The sequence below is a fragment of the Sphingopyxis sp. 2PD genome (assembly GCF_005503695.1).
GTDB lineage: Bacteria > Pseudomonadota > Alphaproteobacteria > Sphingomonadales > Sphingomonadaceae > Sphingopyxis.
Genome location: NZ_SCMU01000004.1, coordinates 40,754 through 58,646 on the forward strand (window position 1 = coordinate 40,754; position 17,893 = coordinate 58,646).

The 17,893-nt window shown below is 64.7% G+C and carries 20 protein-coding genes; 6 read left to right on the plus strand and 14 right to left on the minus strand.

Features of this window, described 5'->3' with window-relative positions; all coding sequences use genetic code 11:
- The first annotated feature begins 19 nt into the window (after window positions 1-19).
- Window positions 20-1,282, plus strand: a complete 1,263-nt coding sequence (locus FFS18_RS05575) for a DUF418 domain-containing protein (RefSeq protein WP_249340315.1) — start codon at window positions 20-22, stop codon at window positions 1,280-1,282.
- Here the strand turns inward: FFS18_RS05575 and FFS18_RS05580 are convergent.
- From FFS18_RS05580 to panB, 6 genes are all read right to left on the minus strand, one after another.
- Complete coding sequence (locus tag FFS18_RS05580; protein ID WP_171005243.1) at window positions 1,276-1,680, minus strand: Hpt domain-containing protein; 405 nt, start codon at window positions 1,678-1,680, stop codon at window positions 1,276-1,278. The two genes, FFS18_RS05575 and FFS18_RS05580, sit on opposite strands and share 7 nt — an antisense overlap.
- Window positions 1,681-1,795: 115 nt before the next feature.
- Window positions 1,796-2,023 carry a sulfurtransferase TusA family protein gene (locus FFS18_RS05585; RefSeq protein ID WP_137870109.1) on the minus strand — a complete coding sequence of 76 codons (228 nt, stop codon included), beginning with the start codon at window positions 2,021-2,023 and terminating at the stop codon, window positions 1,796-1,798.
- Window positions 2,013-3,389: a ribosome biogenesis GTPase Der gene (gene der / locus FFS18_RS05590; protein ID WP_137870110.1), complete on the minus strand. Its 1,377-nt coding sequence runs from the start codon at window positions 3,387-3,389 to the stop codon at window positions 2,013-2,015. The genes FFS18_RS05585 and der overlap by 11 nt, the downstream gene beginning before the upstream one ends.
- Before the next feature lie 312 nt (window positions 3,390-3,701).
- Window positions 3,702-5,036, minus strand: coding sequence for an outer membrane protein assembly factor BamB family protein (locus FFS18_RS05595; RefSeq protein WP_120215463.1), 1,335 nt, complete (start codon window positions 5,034-5,036; stop codon window positions 3,702-3,704).
- A gap of 1 nt (window position 5,037) precedes the next feature.
- A complete protein-coding gene (locus FFS18_RS05600) occupies window positions 5,038-5,811 on the minus strand; it encodes a tetratricopeptide repeat protein (RefSeq protein WP_120215462.1) in 774 nt (257 codons plus the stop codon).
- A gap of 107 nt (window positions 5,812-5,918) precedes the next feature.
- Window positions 5,919-6,782, minus strand: a complete 864-nt coding sequence (gene panB, locus FFS18_RS05605) for a 3-methyl-2-oxobutanoate hydroxymethyltransferase (protein WP_120215461.1) — start codon at window positions 6,780-6,782, stop codon at window positions 5,919-5,921.
- A gap of 127 nt (window positions 6,783-6,909) precedes the next feature.
- Between panB and FFS18_RS05610 the strand changes: the two genes are divergently transcribed.
- Together FFS18_RS05610 and FFS18_RS05615 are read left to right on the plus strand one after the other, a co-directional pair.
- The gene (locus FFS18_RS05610; RefSeq protein WP_137870111.1) at window positions 6,910-7,332 is read left to right on the plus strand and encodes a hypothetical protein; all 423 of its coding nucleotides are present in this window, start codon (window positions 6,910-6,912) and stop codon (window positions 7,330-7,332) included.
- A 3-nt stretch (window positions 7,333-7,335) separates the two neighbouring features.
- On the plus strand, window positions 7,336-7,554 hold the full coding sequence (locus FFS18_RS05615) for a helix-turn-helix transcriptional regulator (protein ID WP_137870112.1): 219 nt from the start codon (window positions 7,336-7,338) through the stop codon (window positions 7,552-7,554).
- A gap of 223 nt (window positions 7,555-7,777) precedes the next feature.
- Here FFS18_RS05615 and FFS18_RS05620 read toward each other — a convergent pair whose 3' ends face one another.
- Genes FFS18_RS05620 through FFS18_RS05630 form a run of 3 tightly spaced genes read right to left on the minus strand, consistent with a single transcriptional unit; the run spans window position 7,778 to window position 9,895 of the window.
- Window positions 7,778-8,851, minus strand: coding sequence for a glycerophosphodiester phosphodiesterase (locus FFS18_RS05620; RefSeq protein WP_137870113.1), 1,074 nt, complete (start codon window positions 8,849-8,851; stop codon window positions 7,778-7,780).
- Window positions 8,848-9,198 (minus strand): ArsC family reductase, encoded by a 351-nt coding sequence (locus FFS18_RS05625; protein WP_137870114.1) that lies wholly within the window; start codon window positions 9,196-9,198, stop codon window positions 8,848-8,850. Before FFS18_RS05625 ends, FFS18_RS05620 begins: the two co-directional genes overlap by 4 nt.
- Window positions 9,199-9,256: 58 nt before the next feature.
- The gene (locus FFS18_RS05630) at window positions 9,257-9,895 is read right to left on the minus strand and encodes a Crp/Fnr family transcriptional regulator (protein ID WP_249340316.1); all 639 of its coding nucleotides are present in this window, start codon (window positions 9,893-9,895) and stop codon (window positions 9,257-9,259) included.
- A 292-nt stretch (window positions 9,896-10,187) separates the two neighbouring features.
- Between FFS18_RS05630 and FFS18_RS05635 the strand changes: the two genes are divergently transcribed.
- Entirely contained in the window at window positions 10,188-11,561 is a 1,374-nt protein-coding gene (locus tag FFS18_RS05635) for a class II 3-deoxy-7-phosphoheptulonate synthase (RefSeq protein ID WP_137870115.1), read from the plus strand.
- A 113-nt stretch (window positions 11,562-11,674) separates the two neighbouring features.
- Here FFS18_RS05635 and FFS18_RS05640 read toward each other — a convergent pair whose 3' ends face one another.
- Window positions 11,675-13,180 carry a M28 family peptidase gene (locus FFS18_RS05640; protein ID WP_249340317.1) on the minus strand — a complete coding sequence of 502 codons (1,506 nt, stop codon included), beginning with the start codon at window positions 13,178-13,180 and terminating at the stop codon, window positions 11,675-11,677.
- A gap of 176 nt (window positions 13,181-13,356) precedes the next feature.
- The gene (locus FFS18_RS05645) at window positions 13,357-14,160 is read right to left on the minus strand and encodes an HpcH/HpaI aldolase/citrate lyase family protein (protein WP_137870117.1); all 804 of its coding nucleotides are present in this window, start codon (window positions 14,158-14,160) and stop codon (window positions 13,357-13,359) included.
- Between the two features lie 82 nt (window positions 14,161-14,242).
- On the opposite strand from FFS18_RS05645, the gene FFS18_RS05650 reads away from it, so the two are divergent.
- Both FFS18_RS05650 and FFS18_RS05655 read left to right on the plus strand, forming a co-directional pair.
- Window positions 14,243-15,163 carry an SPFH domain-containing protein gene (locus FFS18_RS05650; protein WP_120215452.1) on the plus strand — a complete coding sequence of 307 codons (921 nt, stop codon included), beginning with the start codon at window positions 14,243-14,245 and terminating at the stop codon, window positions 15,161-15,163.
- A 1-nt stretch (window position 15,164) separates the two neighbouring features.
- Window positions 15,165-15,611: an NfeD family protein gene (locus tag FFS18_RS05655; protein WP_137870118.1), complete on the plus strand. Its 447-nt coding sequence runs from the start codon at window positions 15,165-15,167 to the stop codon at window positions 15,609-15,611.
- Between the two features lie 52 nt (window positions 15,612-15,663).
- Here the strand turns inward: FFS18_RS05655 and FFS18_RS05660 are convergent, their stop codons facing one another.
- The 3 genes from FFS18_RS05660 to FFS18_RS05670 form a co-directional block, all read right to left on the minus strand.
- The gene (locus FFS18_RS05660; RefSeq protein ID WP_137870119.1) at window positions 15,664-16,194 is read right to left on the minus strand and encodes a GNAT family N-acetyltransferase; all 531 of its coding nucleotides are present in this window, start codon (window positions 16,192-16,194) and stop codon (window positions 15,664-15,666) included.
- Between the two features lie 32 nt (window positions 16,195-16,226).
- Entirely contained in the window at window positions 16,227-16,787 is a 561-nt protein-coding gene (locus FFS18_RS05665; protein ID WP_249340318.1) for a hypothetical protein, read from the minus strand.
- 185 nt (window positions 16,788-16,972) lie between these two features.
- On the minus strand, window positions 16,973-17,863 hold the full coding sequence (locus tag FFS18_RS05670; protein ID WP_137870121.1) for a metal-dependent hydrolase: 891 nt from the start codon (window positions 17,861-17,863) through the stop codon (window positions 16,973-16,975).
- Between the last annotated feature and the right edge of the window lie 30 nt (window positions 17,864-17,893).

Genomic DNA, 17,893 nt, shown 5'->3' on the forward strand with positions numbered 1-17,893 from the left:
AGTACAGATGGAGAGCGGCGTGCGCGAAGATCAACCCGTTTTGCCCGGCCGCCTCGTCTCGCTCGACGCCATCCGCGGGGTTGCGGTGATGGGCATTCTGGCGATGAACATCGTTGCCTTTGCGCTCCCCTTTCCGGCCTATTCCAATCCTGCCGCGGGCGGGCCGCCGAGCGACATCGACCTCGCGACCTGGTTCTTCAATTTCGTCTTTGTCGATTCCAAGATGCGCGGGATGTTTTCGCTGCTGTTCGGTGCCAGCACGCTGCTGGTGATCGACAGCGCGGCGATGGCCGGGCGCAATCCCGCCGGTGCCCATTATTCGCGCATGTTCTGGCTGGCGCTGTTCGGCCTCGCGCATTTCTATCTGGTCTGGTTCGGCGACATTCTGTTCCTCTATGCGATTTGCGGGCTGCTGCTGTTCCTGTTCCGTAACCTGTCGGCAAAGGCGCTGCTGCTCTGGTCGCTGCCGTTTTTCCTTGTCGGGATCGGCTTGCCGGCGAGCCTGTGGGCCATGTTGTCGATGGCGCAGGCTGGTGGGCTTCCTGCCGAGGCCGCGGCAGGGATGCAGGAAGCGCTGCGGCAGATGAACGCCGATATGGGTCCGTCGACGCCGACCTATGGCAAAGAGACAGCGCTCTACCTCGGCAGCTACGCCAGCATTGTCGGACATCGCACCAGCGCGATGGAGGGCGATCCGCTCTATTTCGTCGGCATGTTCCTGTGGGAGGCGATGGGGCTGATGCTGATCGGCATGGCGCTGTTCAAATCGCGGATGCTGACCGGCGACTGGCCGATCGCGCGCTATCGCAAATGGGCGATCGCCTGCTTCCTGATCGCGATTCCGCCGCTGGTCATGCTGGCGCTGTACCAGATGCGCTCAGGCTATGATGCGGTGGCGATTTTCGGCGCGTCGCTCGCGCTATCGATCCCCTTTGACACGCTGATGACGGTCGGCTGGATTGCGCTGATCATGCTCTTGATCAAGTCGGTGGCCAGCAACGCTGTGCGCGAGCGGCTCGCCGCCGCGGGCCGCATGGCGTTCACCAACTATCTCGTCACCTCGATCGTGATGACGACAATCTTTTACGGCTATGGGCTGGGGCTGTTCGGCAGCGTCGGGCGCGCTGCGCTCTATCTTTTCTGCTTCGGCATGTGGGCGCTAATGCTGCTGTGGTCGAAACCCTGGCTCGACCGTTTTCACTATGGCCCGTTCGAATGGCTGTGGCGCAGCCTGTCGCGCGGTGCGGTTCAGCCGATACGGAAAGCGCCGCCGGTTCAGTAACCGACCGCGCGGCCGAACCCGGTCGGGCGGCGTTGGACCAGCGGATTGGCCTCGCGCTCCAGCGCGCTCAGCGTTTCTTCGAACAGTTTGCGCAGTTCGACGACGCGCGGCAGATATTCCTCGGGGCTGATCTGACTTTCGACACAGTGGCGCGCGAACATTTCGATGTCCTCGGCGACCGCACCCAGTCTTTCGCCGCCGAACTGGCGCGCTTCACTTTTCAGCGTATGCGCGGGCATGACCAGCCCGCGTGCGTCGCGGGCGCGCATCGCGTCCTCGATCGCCGCCACCGATTTGGTGCCGTCTTCGCGAAAATAGCCCAGAATCCGGACAAACGCGGCGCCCAGCTGGGTGCGCGTGGCGCGGAATTCATCCCAATCGACCAGCACTTCGTCCAATGTCGTGTCCCTTGGTATTCAAATTCGGTCGTGGTCCCGCCCGACACATGCCCAGTTTGGGTAAAAAAGACGTTACGACGGCGGGCCTTTGCCACCAAAGCCACCCCATTTTGGGTCAGCGGCGACGCACACGCCAGCACTGGGCATCGTCGGCCGCCGCCTCGACCTCGACCGTCCAGCCATGTTCGGCGGCCAGCGCCGCCACTTCGCGCCCGGCCTGCGGATCATCGGCGATCAACTGTACGTCGGCAGATTCGCGCATTGCGCGCGCCAGCCGCAGCGCGGGCCAGGGGCAGCGCATCCCCCGCGCATCGACGACCAGCGCCGACGCTTTAATCGTCATAGGGGTTGCGCGAATTGCGGAAGTTGAGCCGCACGGGCACGCCCTGGAAGCCCAGTTCCTTGCGCATGCCGTTGACCAGATAACGGGTGTAGCTGCCCGGCAGGCTATCGGTCCGCGTGCCGAACACGACAAAGGTCGGCGGCCGTGTCCGCGCCTGGGTGATGTAGCGCAGCTTGATGCGTTTGCCGCCCGGTGCAGGCGGCGGATTATTCTCGACAGCCGTTTCGAACCAGCGGTTGAGCTTTGCCGTCGAAACGCGGTTCGTCCAGATCGCCCGCTGTTCGAACGCGACACGCACCAATGTGTCGATACCCTTCCCCGTTGCGCCCGAAATAGTGAGCACGGGGACGCCCTTGACCTGGCTGAGCCCATCGTCGAGCGCGTTTCGCACACCGTTGAACAGCGCCGACGCCTCCTCGGCAACATCCCATTTGTTGAGCGCGACGATCAGCGCGCGGCCTTCTTGCAGCACCCGGTCGGCGATACGCAGGTCTTGCGCCTCCAGCCCCTTGGTCGCATCGAGCAGCAGCACGACAACCTCGGCAAAATCGACCGCATGGAGCGCGTCGGCGACCGACAATTTCTCGAGCTTGTCGACCACCTTGGCACGCTTGCGCATGCCCGCGGTGTCGAACAGCTGGATTTCGTGAACCTCGCCGTCATTTTCCCATTGCCAGTCGACGCGGATCGAATCGCGGGTGATCCCTGCCTCCGGGCCGGTGATCAGTCGGTCTTCGCCGATCATCCGGTTGATCAGCGTCGACTTGCCGGCGTTGGGGCGTCCGACAATCGCCAGCTTCATCGGGCCGAGCGGGGCATCCTCGTCATCGCTGTCGGCGGCAACCTCTTTTTCGATTTCATCGAACGGCTCGACGATCGGGCGCAGCGCGTCGAACAGGTCGACGACGCCCTCGCCATGCTCGGCGCTGAGCGCGATCGGATTGTCGAAGCCGAGCGAATAACTTTCCATCAAGCCATTCTCGCCCTGCTTGCCCTCGGCCTTGTTGACCAGCAGGATGATCGGCGTGTCCTCGCTGCGCAGCCAGCGCGCGATTTCCTCGTCCAGCGGCGTGACCCCGGCGCGGCCGTCGATCATGAACAGCGCGGCATCGGCCTCGCGCACCGCCTTTTCGGTCTGGACACGCATCCGTCCGGGCAGCGTCGCAGCGTCCTCATCCTCGAACCCTGCGGTATCAACGATGCGAAATTCCAGCCCGAGCAGATTGGCATCGCCCTCACGCCGGTCGCGCGTCACCCCGGGCTGGTCGTCGACCAGCGCCAGCCGCTTGCCGACCAGCCGGTTGAACAGCGTCGATTTGCCCACATTCGGGCGGCCGACAATGGCGATCGTCGCGAATCGCGACATGTTAGGGCCAGACCCTGCTCATAACGCCGTCGAGGCAGCGAAATGGCGAAGATATCAGACATAAATGTCCGACAGGCATAGTGGTGCTATGTCCAAGGACATTTATGTTTGAGATCGAAGCCATTTCGCTGTCCCTGCGGGATTTGACCGATTTTGTCCACGGCTGCGTCGGCGCGGCTTGGAATATTCCAATATGCCAGCGCCTCGCCTCCTAGCCCTGAACAAAATCGCCTCAAACCTCGGCGGCGTTATGAGCAGGGTCTGGCCCTAAATCCCTGTTGTTACGCCGGGCCGCCCCGGCCCGGACGCTTGTCAGCGCCAGGCCGTGATCTGCCCGTCGTCCGCCAAAATATACAAAATATTGTTCGCCACCACCGGCGCCTGCGACAGCGACGATTTGAATTCGGTCGATCCGAGCAGCGAGCCGTCGGTCGGCGAGAATTCCTGCAGCATCCCCTCGCTGTTGACCGCGATCAGGCGGCCACCGGCCAGGATCGGCCCGGTCCAGCGGATCGGGTCCTTCTTCTTCTTTTCGGTTTCGACGCGGAAGCGCGCGAGCTGTTGCAGCCAGCGCACCTTGCCGGTCGTGCGCGCGACGCACAGCAGCTTGCCGTCGTCGGTCATCGCATAGACCCATTCGCCGACCACATAAGGCGTCGAAATACCCGCGATCGAGATTTCCCAGCTGCGCTGGCCGGTGAGCAGCTCATAGCTTGCCATGCGGCCGCCCTGGCCCAGCGCAAAGACGCGGCCATTATCGACGACCGGGTCGGCATCGACGTCGGTCAGCGTCGAAACCGACAGCGCCATCGACGTGCGCGCCAGCGCATCTTCCCACAGGTCGCGACCATTTTCGTACCGATAGGCCTGGACTTCGCCCGACGAATAACCGGCGACGATCGTCCCTTGCCCCGCCGCGGGCGACGCCGCCCCGAACACGCTGCCCGGTTCGAGCGACGCGGTCGCCTGCCACAGCACCGCTCCGTTCGCGGCATTCAGCGCGATGATCTGGTTGTCCTGGCTGATCACATAAACGCCGCCAAAGGCAATCGTCGGCGCGCCGCGCAGCGGCCCTGCGGGCTTCACCTTCCAGATCACCGATCCGTCGGCGGCATTCAGCGCCGCAACATCGCCGACGCCGCTGGTCGCATAGACGACATTGCCATCGACCCCGGCACCGCCGCCGAACAGCGAATCCTTAAAATCCTTGCCCGTGCTGCCGATCGAGGTGCGCCACAGCGGCGCCCCGGTGTCGGCGGCAAACGCCTGAACGACCGCTTCGGTGTCGACCGCAAACAGGCGGTTATCGGCAATCACCGGCGAAGCGGCCAGCCGCTGCTTCTTGTTGCTGCCCGCGATATTCGCCTGCCACAGCTTGCTGCGCGTCGCGCCGAGCGCCGGGTGGCCCATCGATTTCGATGCGTTACCGCCCGACTGCGCCCAGGCGGCGTTGACCGCGGGTTCGGGCAGGACGACGGCGATCGCCGCGGTTGCCGGATCAACCTTGATGCTATTGTCGTTCGACAGGATCGACACCCGCTCGCCGACGGTCGGCGTCTTCGGGCCGCCGTCGCCCTTCAGCACGCCGCAACCCGCGAGCGGCAGCGCCAGCAGCGCCGCATAGAATCCGTAACGCGTCTTCCGCATATTAATTGGCTTCCTCAACTGGGGCGGCTGCCGCTGCCTTCGGCGCGGCATTGCCTTTCTGGTCTTCTGCGGCGCTTTCGTCCGCGCGGTCGGCGACCGCATCGACGCCGAGCATGCCCGCCATCTGCACCGACCGTGACTGCAGAGACTTGGCAACGCCGGGCGATTTGGCGATGCGGCCATAAAGCGCGCCCGCCTGATCATATTGGCCGAGTTGGTAATGGGCGGTCGCCGACAATTCGGCGGCGCTGGCGAACCAGCTCGACACGGGATCCTTGGCGTCGACCAGCGGCTTCATGCGCGCGATCACCGCTTCGGGTTTCAGACTGTCATATTCGAACGCGGTCTGGCGGATCAGCGCAAGGTCGCGCAGTGCCTGATCGAGCTTGGTGTCGGCAGCGACTTTCGCCATCAGCGCGGCAGCGGCTTTCAGGTCGCCGCCCTGCGCCTTGATATTTGCCTGCTGCATCATCGCGACCGCGCGGTAAGCGGGATCGCCCTCCGCCGCGATCTTTTCAAGTTCGGCCGCGGCGGCACGCGGCTGGTTCGTCGACAGTTTCTGGAACGAGGCGATCAATTCTTCGGCCTGCTCCCCGCGCGCGGCGTCCTGGCGATGGTTCCAGTACAGATAACCGCCGAAGGCCAGCAATGCGGCGATTACCCCGCCGAAAATCCAGCGGCCATAGCGCTGCACGATCGTGTCCAGCCGGTCCTTGCGGACGGCTTCGTCGACTTCTTGCAACAGCGCGGCATCGTTGGTCGGGCTCAGGGCCAATCAAACCTCCATTTGTCATTCATGGCTCTGGGGCCGCGGCTTCCTTAGCGACGGCGCGGAAAAAGGCCAAGCGATTCACTGTGCCTCGATCCGTACCGCGCGCCGTCTCAGCCCGCGTAGATCTGATCCTCGGTCGGGAATGAACGAGACCTGACTTCGTCGGCATAGTCCTTGACCGCGCTTTCGACCTCGCCCGCCATATTGCCGAAGCGCTTCACGAACTTCGGGACGCGTTCGAACATGCCGAGCATGTCGTCGGTGACCAGCACCTGCCCGTCGCACTGTGCCGACGCGCCGATCCCGATCGTCGGGCAATCTACCTTGTTCGTGATCTCGATCGCGATCGATTCGAGCACGCCCTCGATCACGATCGAAAACGCCCCGGCCTGCGCCACCGCAACGGCATCCTCGACGATCGAGCGGGCTTCTTCCTCGCTCTTGCCGCGCACGCCATAACCGCCGAGGATGTTGACCGCCTGCGGGGTCAGCCCGACATGGCCCATCACCGGGATGCCGCGCTGGGTCAGGAATTCGATCGTCGGCGCCAGCACCTTGCCGCCCTCGACCTTCACCGCGGCGGCGCCGGTTTCCTTCAGCAGCCGCGCAGCATTGTCGAACGCCTGTTCGGGGCTGCCCTCATAGCTGCCGAACGGCATGTCGACGATCACCGCGGCGTGATAGCTGCCGCGCACGACCGCGGCGCCGTGCAGCGCCATCATGTCCATCGTTACGCCGACCGTATGCGGCAGGCCATAGATCACCTGCGCCAGCGAATCGCCGACCAGCAGCATGTCGCAATGCGGGTCGAGCAGCTGCGCCATACGCACCGTATAGGCGGTCAGCATGACGATCGGCTCACCACCCTTGCGCTGGCGGATACGCGGCACCGTCAGGCGCTTCATCGGCTGCGGCGTCGGATTGGCGCGGCTGGTGGACGTGTCGAGGGTGAGCGTTTTGGGCAGCGTGGACATAGGATGCGGGCTTAGCGGCTTATGGTGCGGTGCGAAAGCGGCAAAGCCCGGCCATGTCATTGGTGATTGACTCCATGTTAAAAATATTAGACATAAAGTTCGAATCATATGACATGGAGTGGCAGGCATGACCTTTCGTGAAAAGACACATTGGGTGGCACTGGTGGTGATGATCGCGGCCTTTGGCTGGTATTTCTTTCGCCTGCATACGGCGCTGCCGCATGGCCCCGGAAACATTGCGGCCAGCGGCAGCTTGCTGACCGTGGTCACCATCGGCATCATCGTGGCGATGTCGATCATCATCGGCGTGATCGCTGCGCGCAGCCCGAGCGAGGCCCATGCCGCCGCGGACGAACGCGAGCGCGCAATCCATTGGCGCGGCACTCACTATGCCTATTACCCGATTGTCCTCGGCGTCTGGCTATGCATCTGGATGATCTTTGCGGGCTATTCGATGCCGACCTTGCTCAACACCTTGCTGGCTGTGGTCGTGTCAGCCGAATTGGTTCGCATTGGCGCGCAGCTCTATCTCTACCGCCGGGACGGCTGAGCGATGGCGCTCCCCTTCACCAACGACATCCGCACCCTGCGTTTTCTGGCGGGCGAGATGACACAGGGCGATCTTGGCGAGCGCGTCGGCGTGACGCGCCAGACGATCGCGGCGATCGAACAGGGCAAATATTCGCCGTCACTGGAGGTCGCGTTTCGCATCGCCCATGTGTTCGGCAAGCCGCTCGAAGCGGTGTTCCAATGGGACGATGGCACCGATTGAAGACAGCGCGGCCGCGCGGCCCGGCCCACGCCTCTCCCCGGGGGCGTCGGGCCGGGTTTTGGGCAGCTTTGGTGTGGGAAGCGGGCACTCCAATAGACCGTCGCCCCCGCGAAGGCGGGGGCCGCTACCGGCCTTATTCTCCGCTGCTGCGTAAACCTCCAGCGGCCTCCGCCTTCGCGGGGGCGACGGCTGGTTCCGGTCGCAACCCGTCACTAGCGAACGCTCAGCGTTGTGCCACTTTCGTTGCCGCCACCGCCTCGCGCACATTGTCGCTGAACAGACCGTCGATCCCGGTCGCCAGATAGGCGGCGACCTCCGCCCCCAGGTCGCCATGCGCCGCCGGGTTCAGCCCGCCCTTGTCGCCGAGCGGCAGGAAATAATTCTCGCGCCGGAACGTCCACGGGTTGACTTTCAGGCCTGCGGCATGCGCATCACGTACCAGGCCGGTCGGTTCGCCAAGCGAGCCGAGCGCCGCGCGCGGGATCACCATCGCCTTGTTCGGGCCGATCCCGTCGGCATAGCTGGCGATCCGCGTCAGCCCCGCAGGCGTCGCCATCACGGCATAGCTGGTTTCGGGCATATCGGGTGGCCCACCTTCGCTATCCATCAGCTGAATCAGCGGCAGATCGCTCTTGGCGCGCAGGTCCATCAGGTTCCGCACTTCGAAACTCTGGATGAAAACCGGCGCCTTGCGCCCGCGATAGCCGAAGCGATCGAGCAGCGCGAGCAGCGGCGCTTCGTGCGGCAGGCCGATCGCGATGAAATGGCTGGGATGCTTGGTTTCGGGATAGACGCCGACCGGCTTGTCGCGCCCGCGGTTGACCTCTGCCAGCAGCGCCAGGATTTCCTCGAACGTCGGAATATCGAACTGGCCGTCATAGTCGGTCGAGCGCAGTTTCGGCAGCCGTTCGCGCGCGCGCAGCGTCTTGAGTTCGGCGAGCGTGAAGTCCTCAGTAAACCAGCCGCTGACCTCGCTACCGTCGATCGTCTTGGTCGTCTTGCGGTCGGCGAATTCGGCGCGATCGGCGACGTCGGTGGTCTCCGAAATCTCATTCTCGTGCCGCGCGACCAGTACGCCGTCTTTGGTCAGCACCAGGTCGGGTTCGATGAAATCAGCACCTTGCGCGATCGCCAGCCGGTAGGCGGCGATCGTATGCTCGGGTCGCTCGCCCGACGCGCCGCGGTGTGCGATGACGATCGGCGGCTGGCCGTCGAGGGTCGGCTGCGTCGTCACCGGATCAGCCGCGCAGCCGGCGAGCAGCGGCACGGCGAGCGACGCCAGCAGCCAGCGGATCATGCCGCAAAACGCGCCTGCCAGTCGGCGGGCGAAAAACCGACGCTGATCGCGCCCGCGGCATCGACGACCGGGCGGCGGATCATCGCCGGTTGATCGAGCATCAGCGCCTTGGCCGATGCCGCATCGAGCCCGTCCTTTTGCGCATCGGGCAGCTTGCGAAACGTCGTGCCCGCCTTGTTGAGCAGCTTTTCCCAGCCTAGCGCATCGATCCAGCCTTGCAGCCGTTCAGCGTCCAGCCCGTCCTTGCGGACATCATGAAAGCGGTACGCGACACCCTGTTCGTCGAGCCAGCGCCGCGCCTTTTTCACCGTGTCGCAATTGGGAATGCCATAGAGAATCATCGTCATGGCGGCGGGATTAGCAGGCCGCGATGACAAGTTCGAGGCGTCGCGGCGGTTATCACTCTCACACGATCGGCGCCCGGTCGGCGATCCGGGTATTCGCGCTCGCCAATTTGCCGCGGAGCGCGCGCGCGAAACCCTCGTGCAGCGTGCTCGCGATGGCGGGATTGGCCGCCAGATAGGCGCGCAGCGCCGCTGCGGGGACGAACCACAACCGCGCATTGCTGCCCAGCAGCACGGTGCCGGTCGCGTGGGTGCCGTCGAGCACCGTCGCTTCACCGATCAGCGCGCCGTCGGTCAATTTGCCGACCTCGGTGCCATCGCGGAGAATCGCTGCCTGTCCTTCGGCCAGATAGAAGAGGCTGGGCGCCGCCTGATTTTCGCGGATCAGAATTTCGCCGCGCTTTGCCGAAATCCAATGCCCCTGATCGATCAGCCCGCGCGCAGCCACGGGATTGAGGCCGTTGAAATGCTCGCGCCGCAGCGCCTCTTCCTCGGCCGAAAAGCTCACCTGGCGCTGGCGCAGCCACAGCCGCGCCAAAATGCCCAGGTTGACGACCAGAATGGCGAGCACGAGCATGCCATAGCCGACGTCGGGTTCGCGGAACAAAACCAATGGTACCGCAACCAGCGCTGCCGCGGCCAACCCGATCCGGACATAATCGATGCGCACGACAAAGCTGGTCGCGAGCAGCAACAGCAATGCCCCATATACAAACCATGCGGACTCGAAATTCGCCATAGCCAGTCGCTTTGCGTGGAGACCCGGTATCGGGTCGTTGCATCCATAACGTCGCCGATAGCCAGATGCCTTGGATGCGCCGGTTGCATTCCAAAACCATGAAACAAACTATCAGTTTTTGGTCCCCAAGAAAAGCATAGGTGCGCAAATGTCACGATAATGCTAATTTTATCGTTCGCGAATTGGCATAGATTGCATCGACGCGACATTCGCGCCATGGCGGCGCCCGGTTTGAGGACAAGAAGACAGGCAAATGACGAAGAATTGGCAACCGCATAGCTGGCGCTCGCACGACGCCCGCCAGCTGCCCACCTATCGCGACGCCGATGCGCTCGCGGCGGCCGAGCATGAGCTCAGCAATTATCCGCCGCTGGTCTTTGCCGGCGAAGCGCGCGACCTGACCGCCGACCTTGGCCGCGTCGCCGAAGGCAAGGCGTTCCTGCTGCAGGGCGGCGATTGCGCCGAAAGCTTTGCCGAATTTCATCCGAACAATATCCGCGACACCTTTCGCGTGCTGCTCCAGATGGCGGTCGTCCTGACCTTCGCCTCGAAAATGCCGGTGGTGAAGCTCGGCCGCATGGCGGGCCAGTTCGCCAAGCCGCGCTCGGCGGACATGGAAGATGTCGATGGCGTGTCACTGCCGAGCTATCGCGGCGACATCGTCAACGATATCGCGTTCGAGGAAGCGGGCCGCGAACCCGACCCCGCGCGCATGGTCAAGGCGTATAACCAGTCGGCGGCGACGCTGAACCTGCTGCGCGCGTTCGCGAACGGGGGCTATGCCAATCTGCACCAGGTCAACGCCTGGACCCACGACTTCATGGACCGCAGCCCGTGGGCCAAGAAATATCAGGAAACCGCCGCGCGGATTTCCGAAGCGCTTGCCTTCATGGAAGCGTGCGGCGTGACCCCCGAAACGGTGCCGCAGATCAAGGGCACCAGCTTCTACACGAGCCACGAGGCGCTGCTGCTCCCCTATGAACAGGCGCTCACCCGGCAGGACAGCCTGACCGGCGGCTGGTACGACACGTCGGGCCATTTCCTGTGGGTCGGCGACCGCACCCGTTTCGAAGGATCGGCGCATATCGAGTTTCTGCGCGGCATCGGCAATCCGGTCGGCATGAAATGCGGGCCGAGCCTGGAGCCCGACGTGCTGCTGCGCCTGCTCGACACGCTCAACCCCAATCATGTCGCGGGGCGCATGACGCTGATCACGCGTTACGGCCATGACAAGATCGAGGCGCACCTGCCCAAGCTGGTGCGCGCGGTGAAGGAATCGGGCCACCCCGTCGTCTGGTCGTGCGACCCGATGCACGGCAATGTCATCAAGACCTCGACCGGCTACAAGACGCGCCCGTTCGAGCGTATCCTCGCCGAAGTGCGCGGCTTCTTTGCCGTCCACCGCGCCGAGGGCACGCATGGCGGCGGCATCCATATCGAGATGACCGGCCAGAATGTCACCGAATGCACCGGCGGCGCGATGGATGTGACACAGATGGACCTCGCCGACCGCTACCACACGCATTGCGACCCGCGCCTGAATGCGGGGCAGTCGCTGGAGCTGGCGTTCCTGCTCGCCGAGATGCTCAATCAGGAAATGAGCGAGCGGGCGAAGCAGGCGGCTTAGTTTTTACCGTCGCCCCCGCGAAGGCGGGGGCCGCTGGCAACCTTACGCAAGGCCGATAGCGGCCCCGGCCTTCGCGGGGGCGACGCTATCATTCCGCCATTATTCGGCGAAGCTTACTTCCCCGGCCACGCCTTCACATCGGCGAACGTCCGCCCCAGCCCGACGTGCAGGTCGGCATCTTCCGCCGCGCCGCCGAGCGGGATCTTGTCGCTGAAATTGTCGTTGGGCCCATGATAGTCGCTGCTCAGAAACGCTTCGAGCAGCGGCATGTCCGAAAAGCTGCCGCCGACCATCAGCGACGTCACGCCCTTCGCGCCGAGTGCCCAACCGTCCTGACGCTGGATAAAGGCGTCGGCCTCGCCATCCTCGTCGAGCTTGCGGCCAAGCTTCGTCGCCACCTGGCGCACCACCGCGTCATAGGCGGGCTTGCCGCGGCCGATCGTCGCAACCGGGGTGCCGCGCGGCGAAATCGCGATCGTGTCGACATTGAGCGCGACGGTGATGTCGGTGAGCGGGACGACCGGATGGTCGGCAAAATAGCGCGCACCCAGCAGGCCTTTTTCTTCGGCCGTCGTCGCCAGGAAATAAATGTCGCGGTCGGGACGCGCGCCGGACGCCAGTCGCTTGGCAACCTCGATCAGCACTGCGATGCCGCTGGCATTGTCGACCGCGCCGTTGCAGATCCGGTCGGCGTCGCCTTCGTCGCCGCAAATGCCGAGATGATCCCAATGGCCAAGGAACAGCACCGCCTTGCCGTCGGGCTTGGCGCCGGGCAGCTTTGCGATGACATTGTTGCTGATAAAGGGCCGGATCGCCGACTGCGTCGTCAGATCGGCGCTGACCGGCAGTACCACGCCGCGATAGTCGGGCGACTTTGCCGCCTCCCGCAGCGCGCCGCCATCCTGACCCGCCTTGGCGAGCAGCGCGTCGGCGGCTTCGAGCGACAGGAAGCCGCTGACCGGCGCCGCGGGCTTGGCATCGGCGAGCCGCATCGACGTAGCGCCCGCGCTGTCGCGCAGCTGCGCCCATGGCACCGCGTCGGTCGCTATGACCAGCACCGCCGCAGCGCCCGCGTCGGCAAGCAGTTGGCGCCGCTCGCGATACCGCGGCAGCTTGTCGCCAAACGGCGCATTGTCGAACAACATGATCGCCAGCTTGCCGGCCACATCGGCGTTGACCTTGCCCGTGCCATCGACCCCGTAGCCGACAAACACCGCGGGGACATTGGTCAGCGCCGCCGACGCTTCGCGCCCGGTCAGGATGATGCCGTCATCCTCGATCGCGAAATCGCGACCATTCACCTTGAACTTGGCGGTGCCGCCGACCGCGCGACTTTCGACGAACGGGATCGGCTGCAACCACGGCGTCGTGCTGCCGGGCACGGCTTCGAGTCCGGCCTTGGCCCATTCAGCGACGATATAGGCGATGGTGCGATCCTCGCCGTCGGTCCCAGGCGCGCGCCCCTCGAACGCGTCGTCGGCGAGCACTTTGATGTGCGCGGCAAGCTGCGCCTCAGTAACCGGCGGGTCGGCCTTGGCAGGCGCGGCCACCGCGGCAGACGGGACAGAGGCGACAAGGGCTACAGCCGCGATCGCGGCGCGGAAATGAATGATCTTCATGGCGCCGCCGCATGGCATTTCCGCTTCGGTCAGGCAAGGCGCCTTCGTCGAACGACAAATGCCGTTGGGCGTTGCGCTGCCATTCTGGCTTCGTCACCCCGGCGAAGGCCGGGGTCTCACCATCGCATCCTAACGTACCGCCGTCATCCCGGCCTTCGCCGGGATGACGGACATATTCAGCGCCGTGCCAACAGCGCCCGCGCCGCCGCGACATGCATATCCTCGATCATCTGCCCCGCATGCCGCTGTGCGCCCCCGGTCGCCGCAGCGACCAGCGCCTCGGCGGCGGCGATCTCGCGCGCCGATGGGGCAAAGGCGGCGTTGCACGGATCGACCTGCGACGGGTGGATCAGCGACTTGCCGTCGAACCCCAGCCGCCGCCCCTCGTCCGCTTCGGCGGCAAAGCCCGCCGCATCGTCGATCGCATTATAGACGCCATCGAACGCCCACACCCCGGCGGCGCGCGCCGCCAGTACGATCGCCTGAATCGCGTGGCTCATCGCTCCGCGGTCCATTCCGGCGGGCAGTTTCAATTCATGCGCAAGGTCGTTCAAGCCCGCGATCAGCCCCGCGACCGCCGGATCGGCGGCGATATCGCGCGCCGCGTAGATGGCCGTCGGCGTCTCGATCATCGCCAGCAGCGGCAGCCCCAGCCCGCGCGCGGGATCAAGATCGGCGGGGGCATCGACCTTGGGCAGCACCAGCGCATCGAGCGTCAGGTCCGCGACCGCATCGATGTCGGCGGCCTGCTCCGCCGTCCCGGCTCCGTTGATCCGCACCGCGACGCGCTTGCCGGCAAAGCCCGCCGCCACCGCGGCGCGCATCGCGGCGCGCGCTTCGTCCTTGCGATCCGCGGGAACCGCGTCCTCCAGATCGATGATCAGCATCTCGGCGGCCAGCCCGCCTGCCTTTTCCAGCGCACGCGCGTTGGAGCCGGGAACATAGAGCAGCGAGCGGGGCGCGAACATGTGTTGGGTCATGCGCTTTTGTCTGGCGCAAGGCAGCGGTTCCCGCAATAAAGGAGTGCGGCCCGGGCGGCCTGCATCGCGGAGGGGATTTTCGATGGATTACTGGTTTCCGATCGCACTTGTCGTACTCGCGGCGGTGTTCCTGCTGTGGGCGCTGACCCCGGTTCGGCAGGGTTACAGCTATACGATCGAACGCTTCGGCCGCTACACCCACACTGCGCAGCCGGGCCTCAATTTCATCATGCCGATCTTCGACCGCGTCGGGCGCAAGGTCAACATGATGGAACAGGTGCTCGACATCCCGGGCCAGGAAATCATCACCAAGGACAATGCGATGGTCGCGGTGGACGGCGTCGTCTTCTTTCAGGTGCTCGACGCGGCCAAGGCGGCCTATGAGGTCAGCGACCTTTACTTGGCGATCATGAACCTCACGACCACCAACCTGCGTACCGTGATGGGTTCGATGGACCTCGACGAAACGCTGTCAAAACGCGACGAGATCAACGCCCGCCTGCTGCACGTCGTCGATGATGCGACAACGCCGTGGGGGGTCAAGATCACCCGCGTCGAAATCAAGGACATCCGCCCGCCCGCCGACATATCGAACGCGATGGCGCGCCAGATGAAGGCCGAGCGCGAAAAGCGCGCCAACATCCTCGAAGCCGAAGGCATGCGGGCGTCGGAAATCCTGCGTGCCGAGGGCGAGAAGCAGGGCCAGATCCTGCAGGCCGAGGGCCGCCGCGAAGCAGCCTTCCGCGACGCCGAAGCGCGCGAACGCGAAGCCGAGGCCGAGGCCAAGGCGACGATGATGGTGTCCGACGCGATCGCCGGCGGCAACGCGCAGGCGATTAATTACTTCATCGCGCAAAAATATGTCGAGGCGGTCAGCCAGTTCGCGACCAGCCCGAACAGCAAGACGATCCTGTTCCCGGTCGAAGCGACGCAGCTGATCGGCACGCTGGGCGGCATCGGCGAGCTGGCGCGCGACGCGATCGAACGCAAGACGGGAGCCTGACATGCCCGATTGGCTGAACAATATGTCACCGCATTGGGCATGGCTGACGATCGGCGTGCTGCTGTGCGCCGCCGAAATCGTCGCGCCGGGATTCTTCCTCGTCTGGCTGGGCGTCGCCGCGATCGCCACCGGCGTCCTCGCCTTTCTGCTGCCGGTCGGGGTGCCGATGCAGCTCGGCATCTTTGCCGTGCTCGCCTTCATCGCGCTCTACAGCGCGCGGCGCTGGCTCAAGAACAACCCGATCGTGTCGACCGACCCGCTGCTCAACCAGCGCGGGGGGCGGCTAGTCGGCGAAGTGCTGACCTTGGTGACCGCGATCGAAAACGGCCGCGGCCGCGCCAAGGTCGGCGACGGCGAATGGCCCGTGCGCGGGCCGGATGCCGCCGAAGGGACAAGGGTCCGGGTGATCAGCGCAGACGGCGGGGTGCTGGTGGTCGAAGCGGCTTAAGCTTCATTTTTCTTCGTCATCCCGGCGTTCGCCGGGATGACGATAGTTTGGGTTAGCCGCCCTTTGGCCGCCCATAAATCGCCACCACATGCCCCAGCGCATCGCTCTCCCCGATCCGCCGGAACCCCAGCTTCGCCGCGACCCGCTCGGATGCGTCGTTGCCCGGATCGATGATGCAGCGCACTTCGGCGGCATCGAGATTGGCGTCGGCCCAGCCGAGCGCCGCGCGCATTGCCTCGGTCGCATATCCCGCGCCCCAATGGTCGGCGTCGAACGCCCAGCCCGCCTCGGGCAGCCCTTCCAGCTCGGGAATGCCGCGGCCGAAATAGCTTAGCCCCCCCATGCCGACGAGCGCGTCGCTCGCCTTGTCGGCGAATACCCAGTAGCCGAACCCCATCACCGGCCACAGCCCCGCCGAGCTCAGGAATTTTCCCCAGCTGACGTCGGGCGCGCGCGGTTCGCCGCCGATGAAGCGCGTCACGCGGTCGTCGGCCCACATCGTGATATGGACGTCCTTGTCGGACAGTCGGCCGGGGCGCAGGCGCAGGCGGTCGGTTTCGATGACGGGGGCGATATGGAACATGCGCCGGGGTGTGCCGAAGCGCACGCGGCGGGTCAATCGGGGATCAGATAATGATCGAACAGGTCGTGCAGCACCGCCTTGCCATCGACCTGCTGCTTGGCGCGCATCACCGCGAGCGTGTCGACGCGGGTCAGCACATCGACATGTTTTTGCACCACATGATAATGCGGACGGTCGGTGAAATCGTGGAACAGAAAGACGCATTCGGGCTTGCAGTGGATGATCGCCTGCAACAGGCACGCGACGCGAAAACGCCCGTCGATCAGCACCGCATCGGGGCTGCCCCCCATCCCGCGCCAGATCTGGCTGTGATAGCGAGGCCAGTCGCGGAGGCGGCCTTCATCGGTCGGATAACCCCAGTCGCCGACCGGGCCGATGTCGATATGTATGGGCGTGAATTCGACCGCGGCGCCCGCAAGATCGGCCTGCACCTTCGCCAGCCAGGCCGCATCGCTGTCGACGCTGACGATCCGCCGCACCTGCCGCGCCGCGATCAATGTGCTGCCGCCGCAGCCGAATTCGAGCAGCGACGACAGCCCCGCCAGTTGCAGCTCGAACTGTGTGACCTCGGCCGCCGTCATCTGTGGTTGCATGGTCCCCTCCACTGGCAAGGGGATATGGGACGCGGGGCGCGGCGTCTAGGGCGGTCCTGTCATCCGGGTCGCCCGTCACCGTAGCCCTGAGCTTGTCGAAGGGCGCCTCACCGAGAAGCGCCCTTCGACAAGCTCAGGGCTACGGTAGAATATGATGCGAACGAAATGGCGGGTAGCGGTCCAAATCAGGCGGCCGCCGCGACCCGATCCGCCACCGACGCCTGGGCGGGCATCACCGCATCGGCATAATCGCTCTCATACAGCTTGATCAGCGCGCGATCGTCATGGTTCCACGGGTGAAAGCCCGGCAGGAAATAGCTAAGCCACGGCAGGAAGCTCTTGCGCAGCACGCCAGGCTTGCCGAGCAGGTACCACCAGATGCGTAGCGTGACGCGCCACCCGGTCAGCCCGTCCTGTTTCAGCAGATTTTTCATGCCCTTGATCCGCTTCGGCCAGAAGCGGCTGGTGACGAGCAGCATCATGATCGACTTGGCGCGCCAGCGCTTGAACCGGCTCCAGTCCTTCGTCGCGTGCAGCCAGGTATCGTATGCGACGCCCTTATGCTCGATCTCCTCGATCGCATGCCATTTCCACAACGCCGCCCATTCGGGTTCGGCGCCCGCATACATGCTCTCGTCGCGCAGCATCACGGCCGCCATCATCGCGGTGTAATGTTCCAGCGCGATCGTCGCCATCAGGTTGACGATCTGCGGGCGCGTCTTGATCAGGTCGAGCACCTGATTGACGTCGGCTTCCAGCTCGGAAAGATCATAGCCCGCCTCCGCAGCTTTCTTGTTGAACACGACATGTTCGCGGCTGTGGATCACTTCCTGCTGCGTAAACGCGCGGATTTCGCGCGCCAGCTTCTCCGGAACCCCGTCGCGATGCGCCTTCACCGCCTCGATGAACATCGCTTCACCGCGCGGGAAGGTCACTGACAGCGCGGTGTGGAATGCCGATGCGATCGGGTCGCCGTTCAGCCACCAGCGCCCCTGTTTGTCGTCGCGGCCAAAGCGCATGTCGCGCGGGCTGATCGACAGGTCGGCGGGGGTCGGGGAGAGGGAAAGGCTGGACATATGGTTCATACCGTCGAAAAGGGGCGATGG

What these genes read in the sequence shown, in the direction of transcription:
- panB (WP_120215461.1), bottom strand. Translation starts at nt 6,782, where the DNA reads ATGTCCACGCTGCCCAAAACGCTCACCCTCGACACGTCCACCAGCCGC.
- FFS18_RS05645 (WP_137870117.1), bottom strand. Translation starts at nt 14,160, where the DNA reads ATGACCCAACACATGTTCGCGCCCCGCTCGCTGCTCTATGTTCCCGGC.
- FFS18_RS05650 (WP_120215452.1), top strand. Translation starts at nt 14,243, where the DNA reads ATGGATTACTGGTTTCCGATCGCACTTGTCGTACTCGCGGCGGTGTTC.
- FFS18_RS05625 (WP_137870114.1), bottom strand. Translation starts at nt 9,198, where the DNA reads ATGACGATGATTCTCTATGGCATTCCCAATTGCGACACGGTGAAAAAG.
- FFS18_RS05615 (WP_137870112.1), top strand. Translation starts at nt 7,336, where the DNA reads ATGGCGCTCCCCTTCACCAACGACATCCGCACCCTGCGTTTTCTGGCG.
- FFS18_RS05610 (WP_137870111.1), top strand. Translation starts at nt 6,910, where the DNA reads ATGACCTTTCGTGAAAAGACACATTGGGTGGCACTGGTGGTGATGATC.
- FFS18_RS05670 (WP_137870121.1), bottom strand. Translation starts at nt 17,863, where the DNA reads ATGTCCAGCCTTTCCCTCTCCCCGACCCCCGCCGACCTGTCGATCAGC.
- FFS18_RS05620 (WP_137870113.1), bottom strand. Translation starts at nt 8,851, where the DNA reads ATGATCCGCTGGCTGCTGGCGTCGCTCGCCGTGCCGCTGCTCGCCGGC.
- FFS18_RS05595 (WP_120215463.1), bottom strand. Translation starts at nt 5,036, where the DNA reads ATGCGGAAGACGCGTTACGGATTCTATGCGGCGCTGCTGGCGCTGCCG.
- der (WP_137870110.1), bottom strand. Translation starts at nt 3,389, where the DNA reads ATGTCGCGATTCGCGACGATCGCCATTGTCGGCCGCCCGAATGTGGGC.
- FFS18_RS05640 (WP_249340317.1), bottom strand. Translation starts at nt 13,180, where the DNA reads ATGAAGATCATTCATTTCCGCGCCGCGATCGCGGCTGTAGCCCTTGTC.
- FFS18_RS05665 (WP_249340318.1), bottom strand. Translation starts at nt 16,787, where the DNA reads ATGCAACCACAGATGACGGCGGCCGAGGTCACACAGTTCGAGCTGCAA.
- FFS18_RS05660 (WP_137870119.1), bottom strand. Translation starts at nt 16,194, where the DNA reads ATGTTCCATATCGCCCCCGTCATCGAAACCGACCGCCTGCGCCTGCGC.
- FFS18_RS05635 (WP_137870115.1), top strand. Translation starts at nt 10,188, where the DNA reads ATGACGAAGAATTGGCAACCGCATAGCTGGCGCTCGCACGACGCCCGC.
- FFS18_RS05655 (WP_137870118.1), top strand. Translation starts at nt 15,165, where the DNA reads ATGCCCGATTGGCTGAACAATATGTCACCGCATTGGGCATGGCTGACG.
- FFS18_RS05585 (WP_137870109.1), bottom strand. Translation starts at nt 2,023, where the DNA reads ATGACGATTAAAGCGTCGGCGCTGGTCGTCGATGCGCGGGGGATGCGC.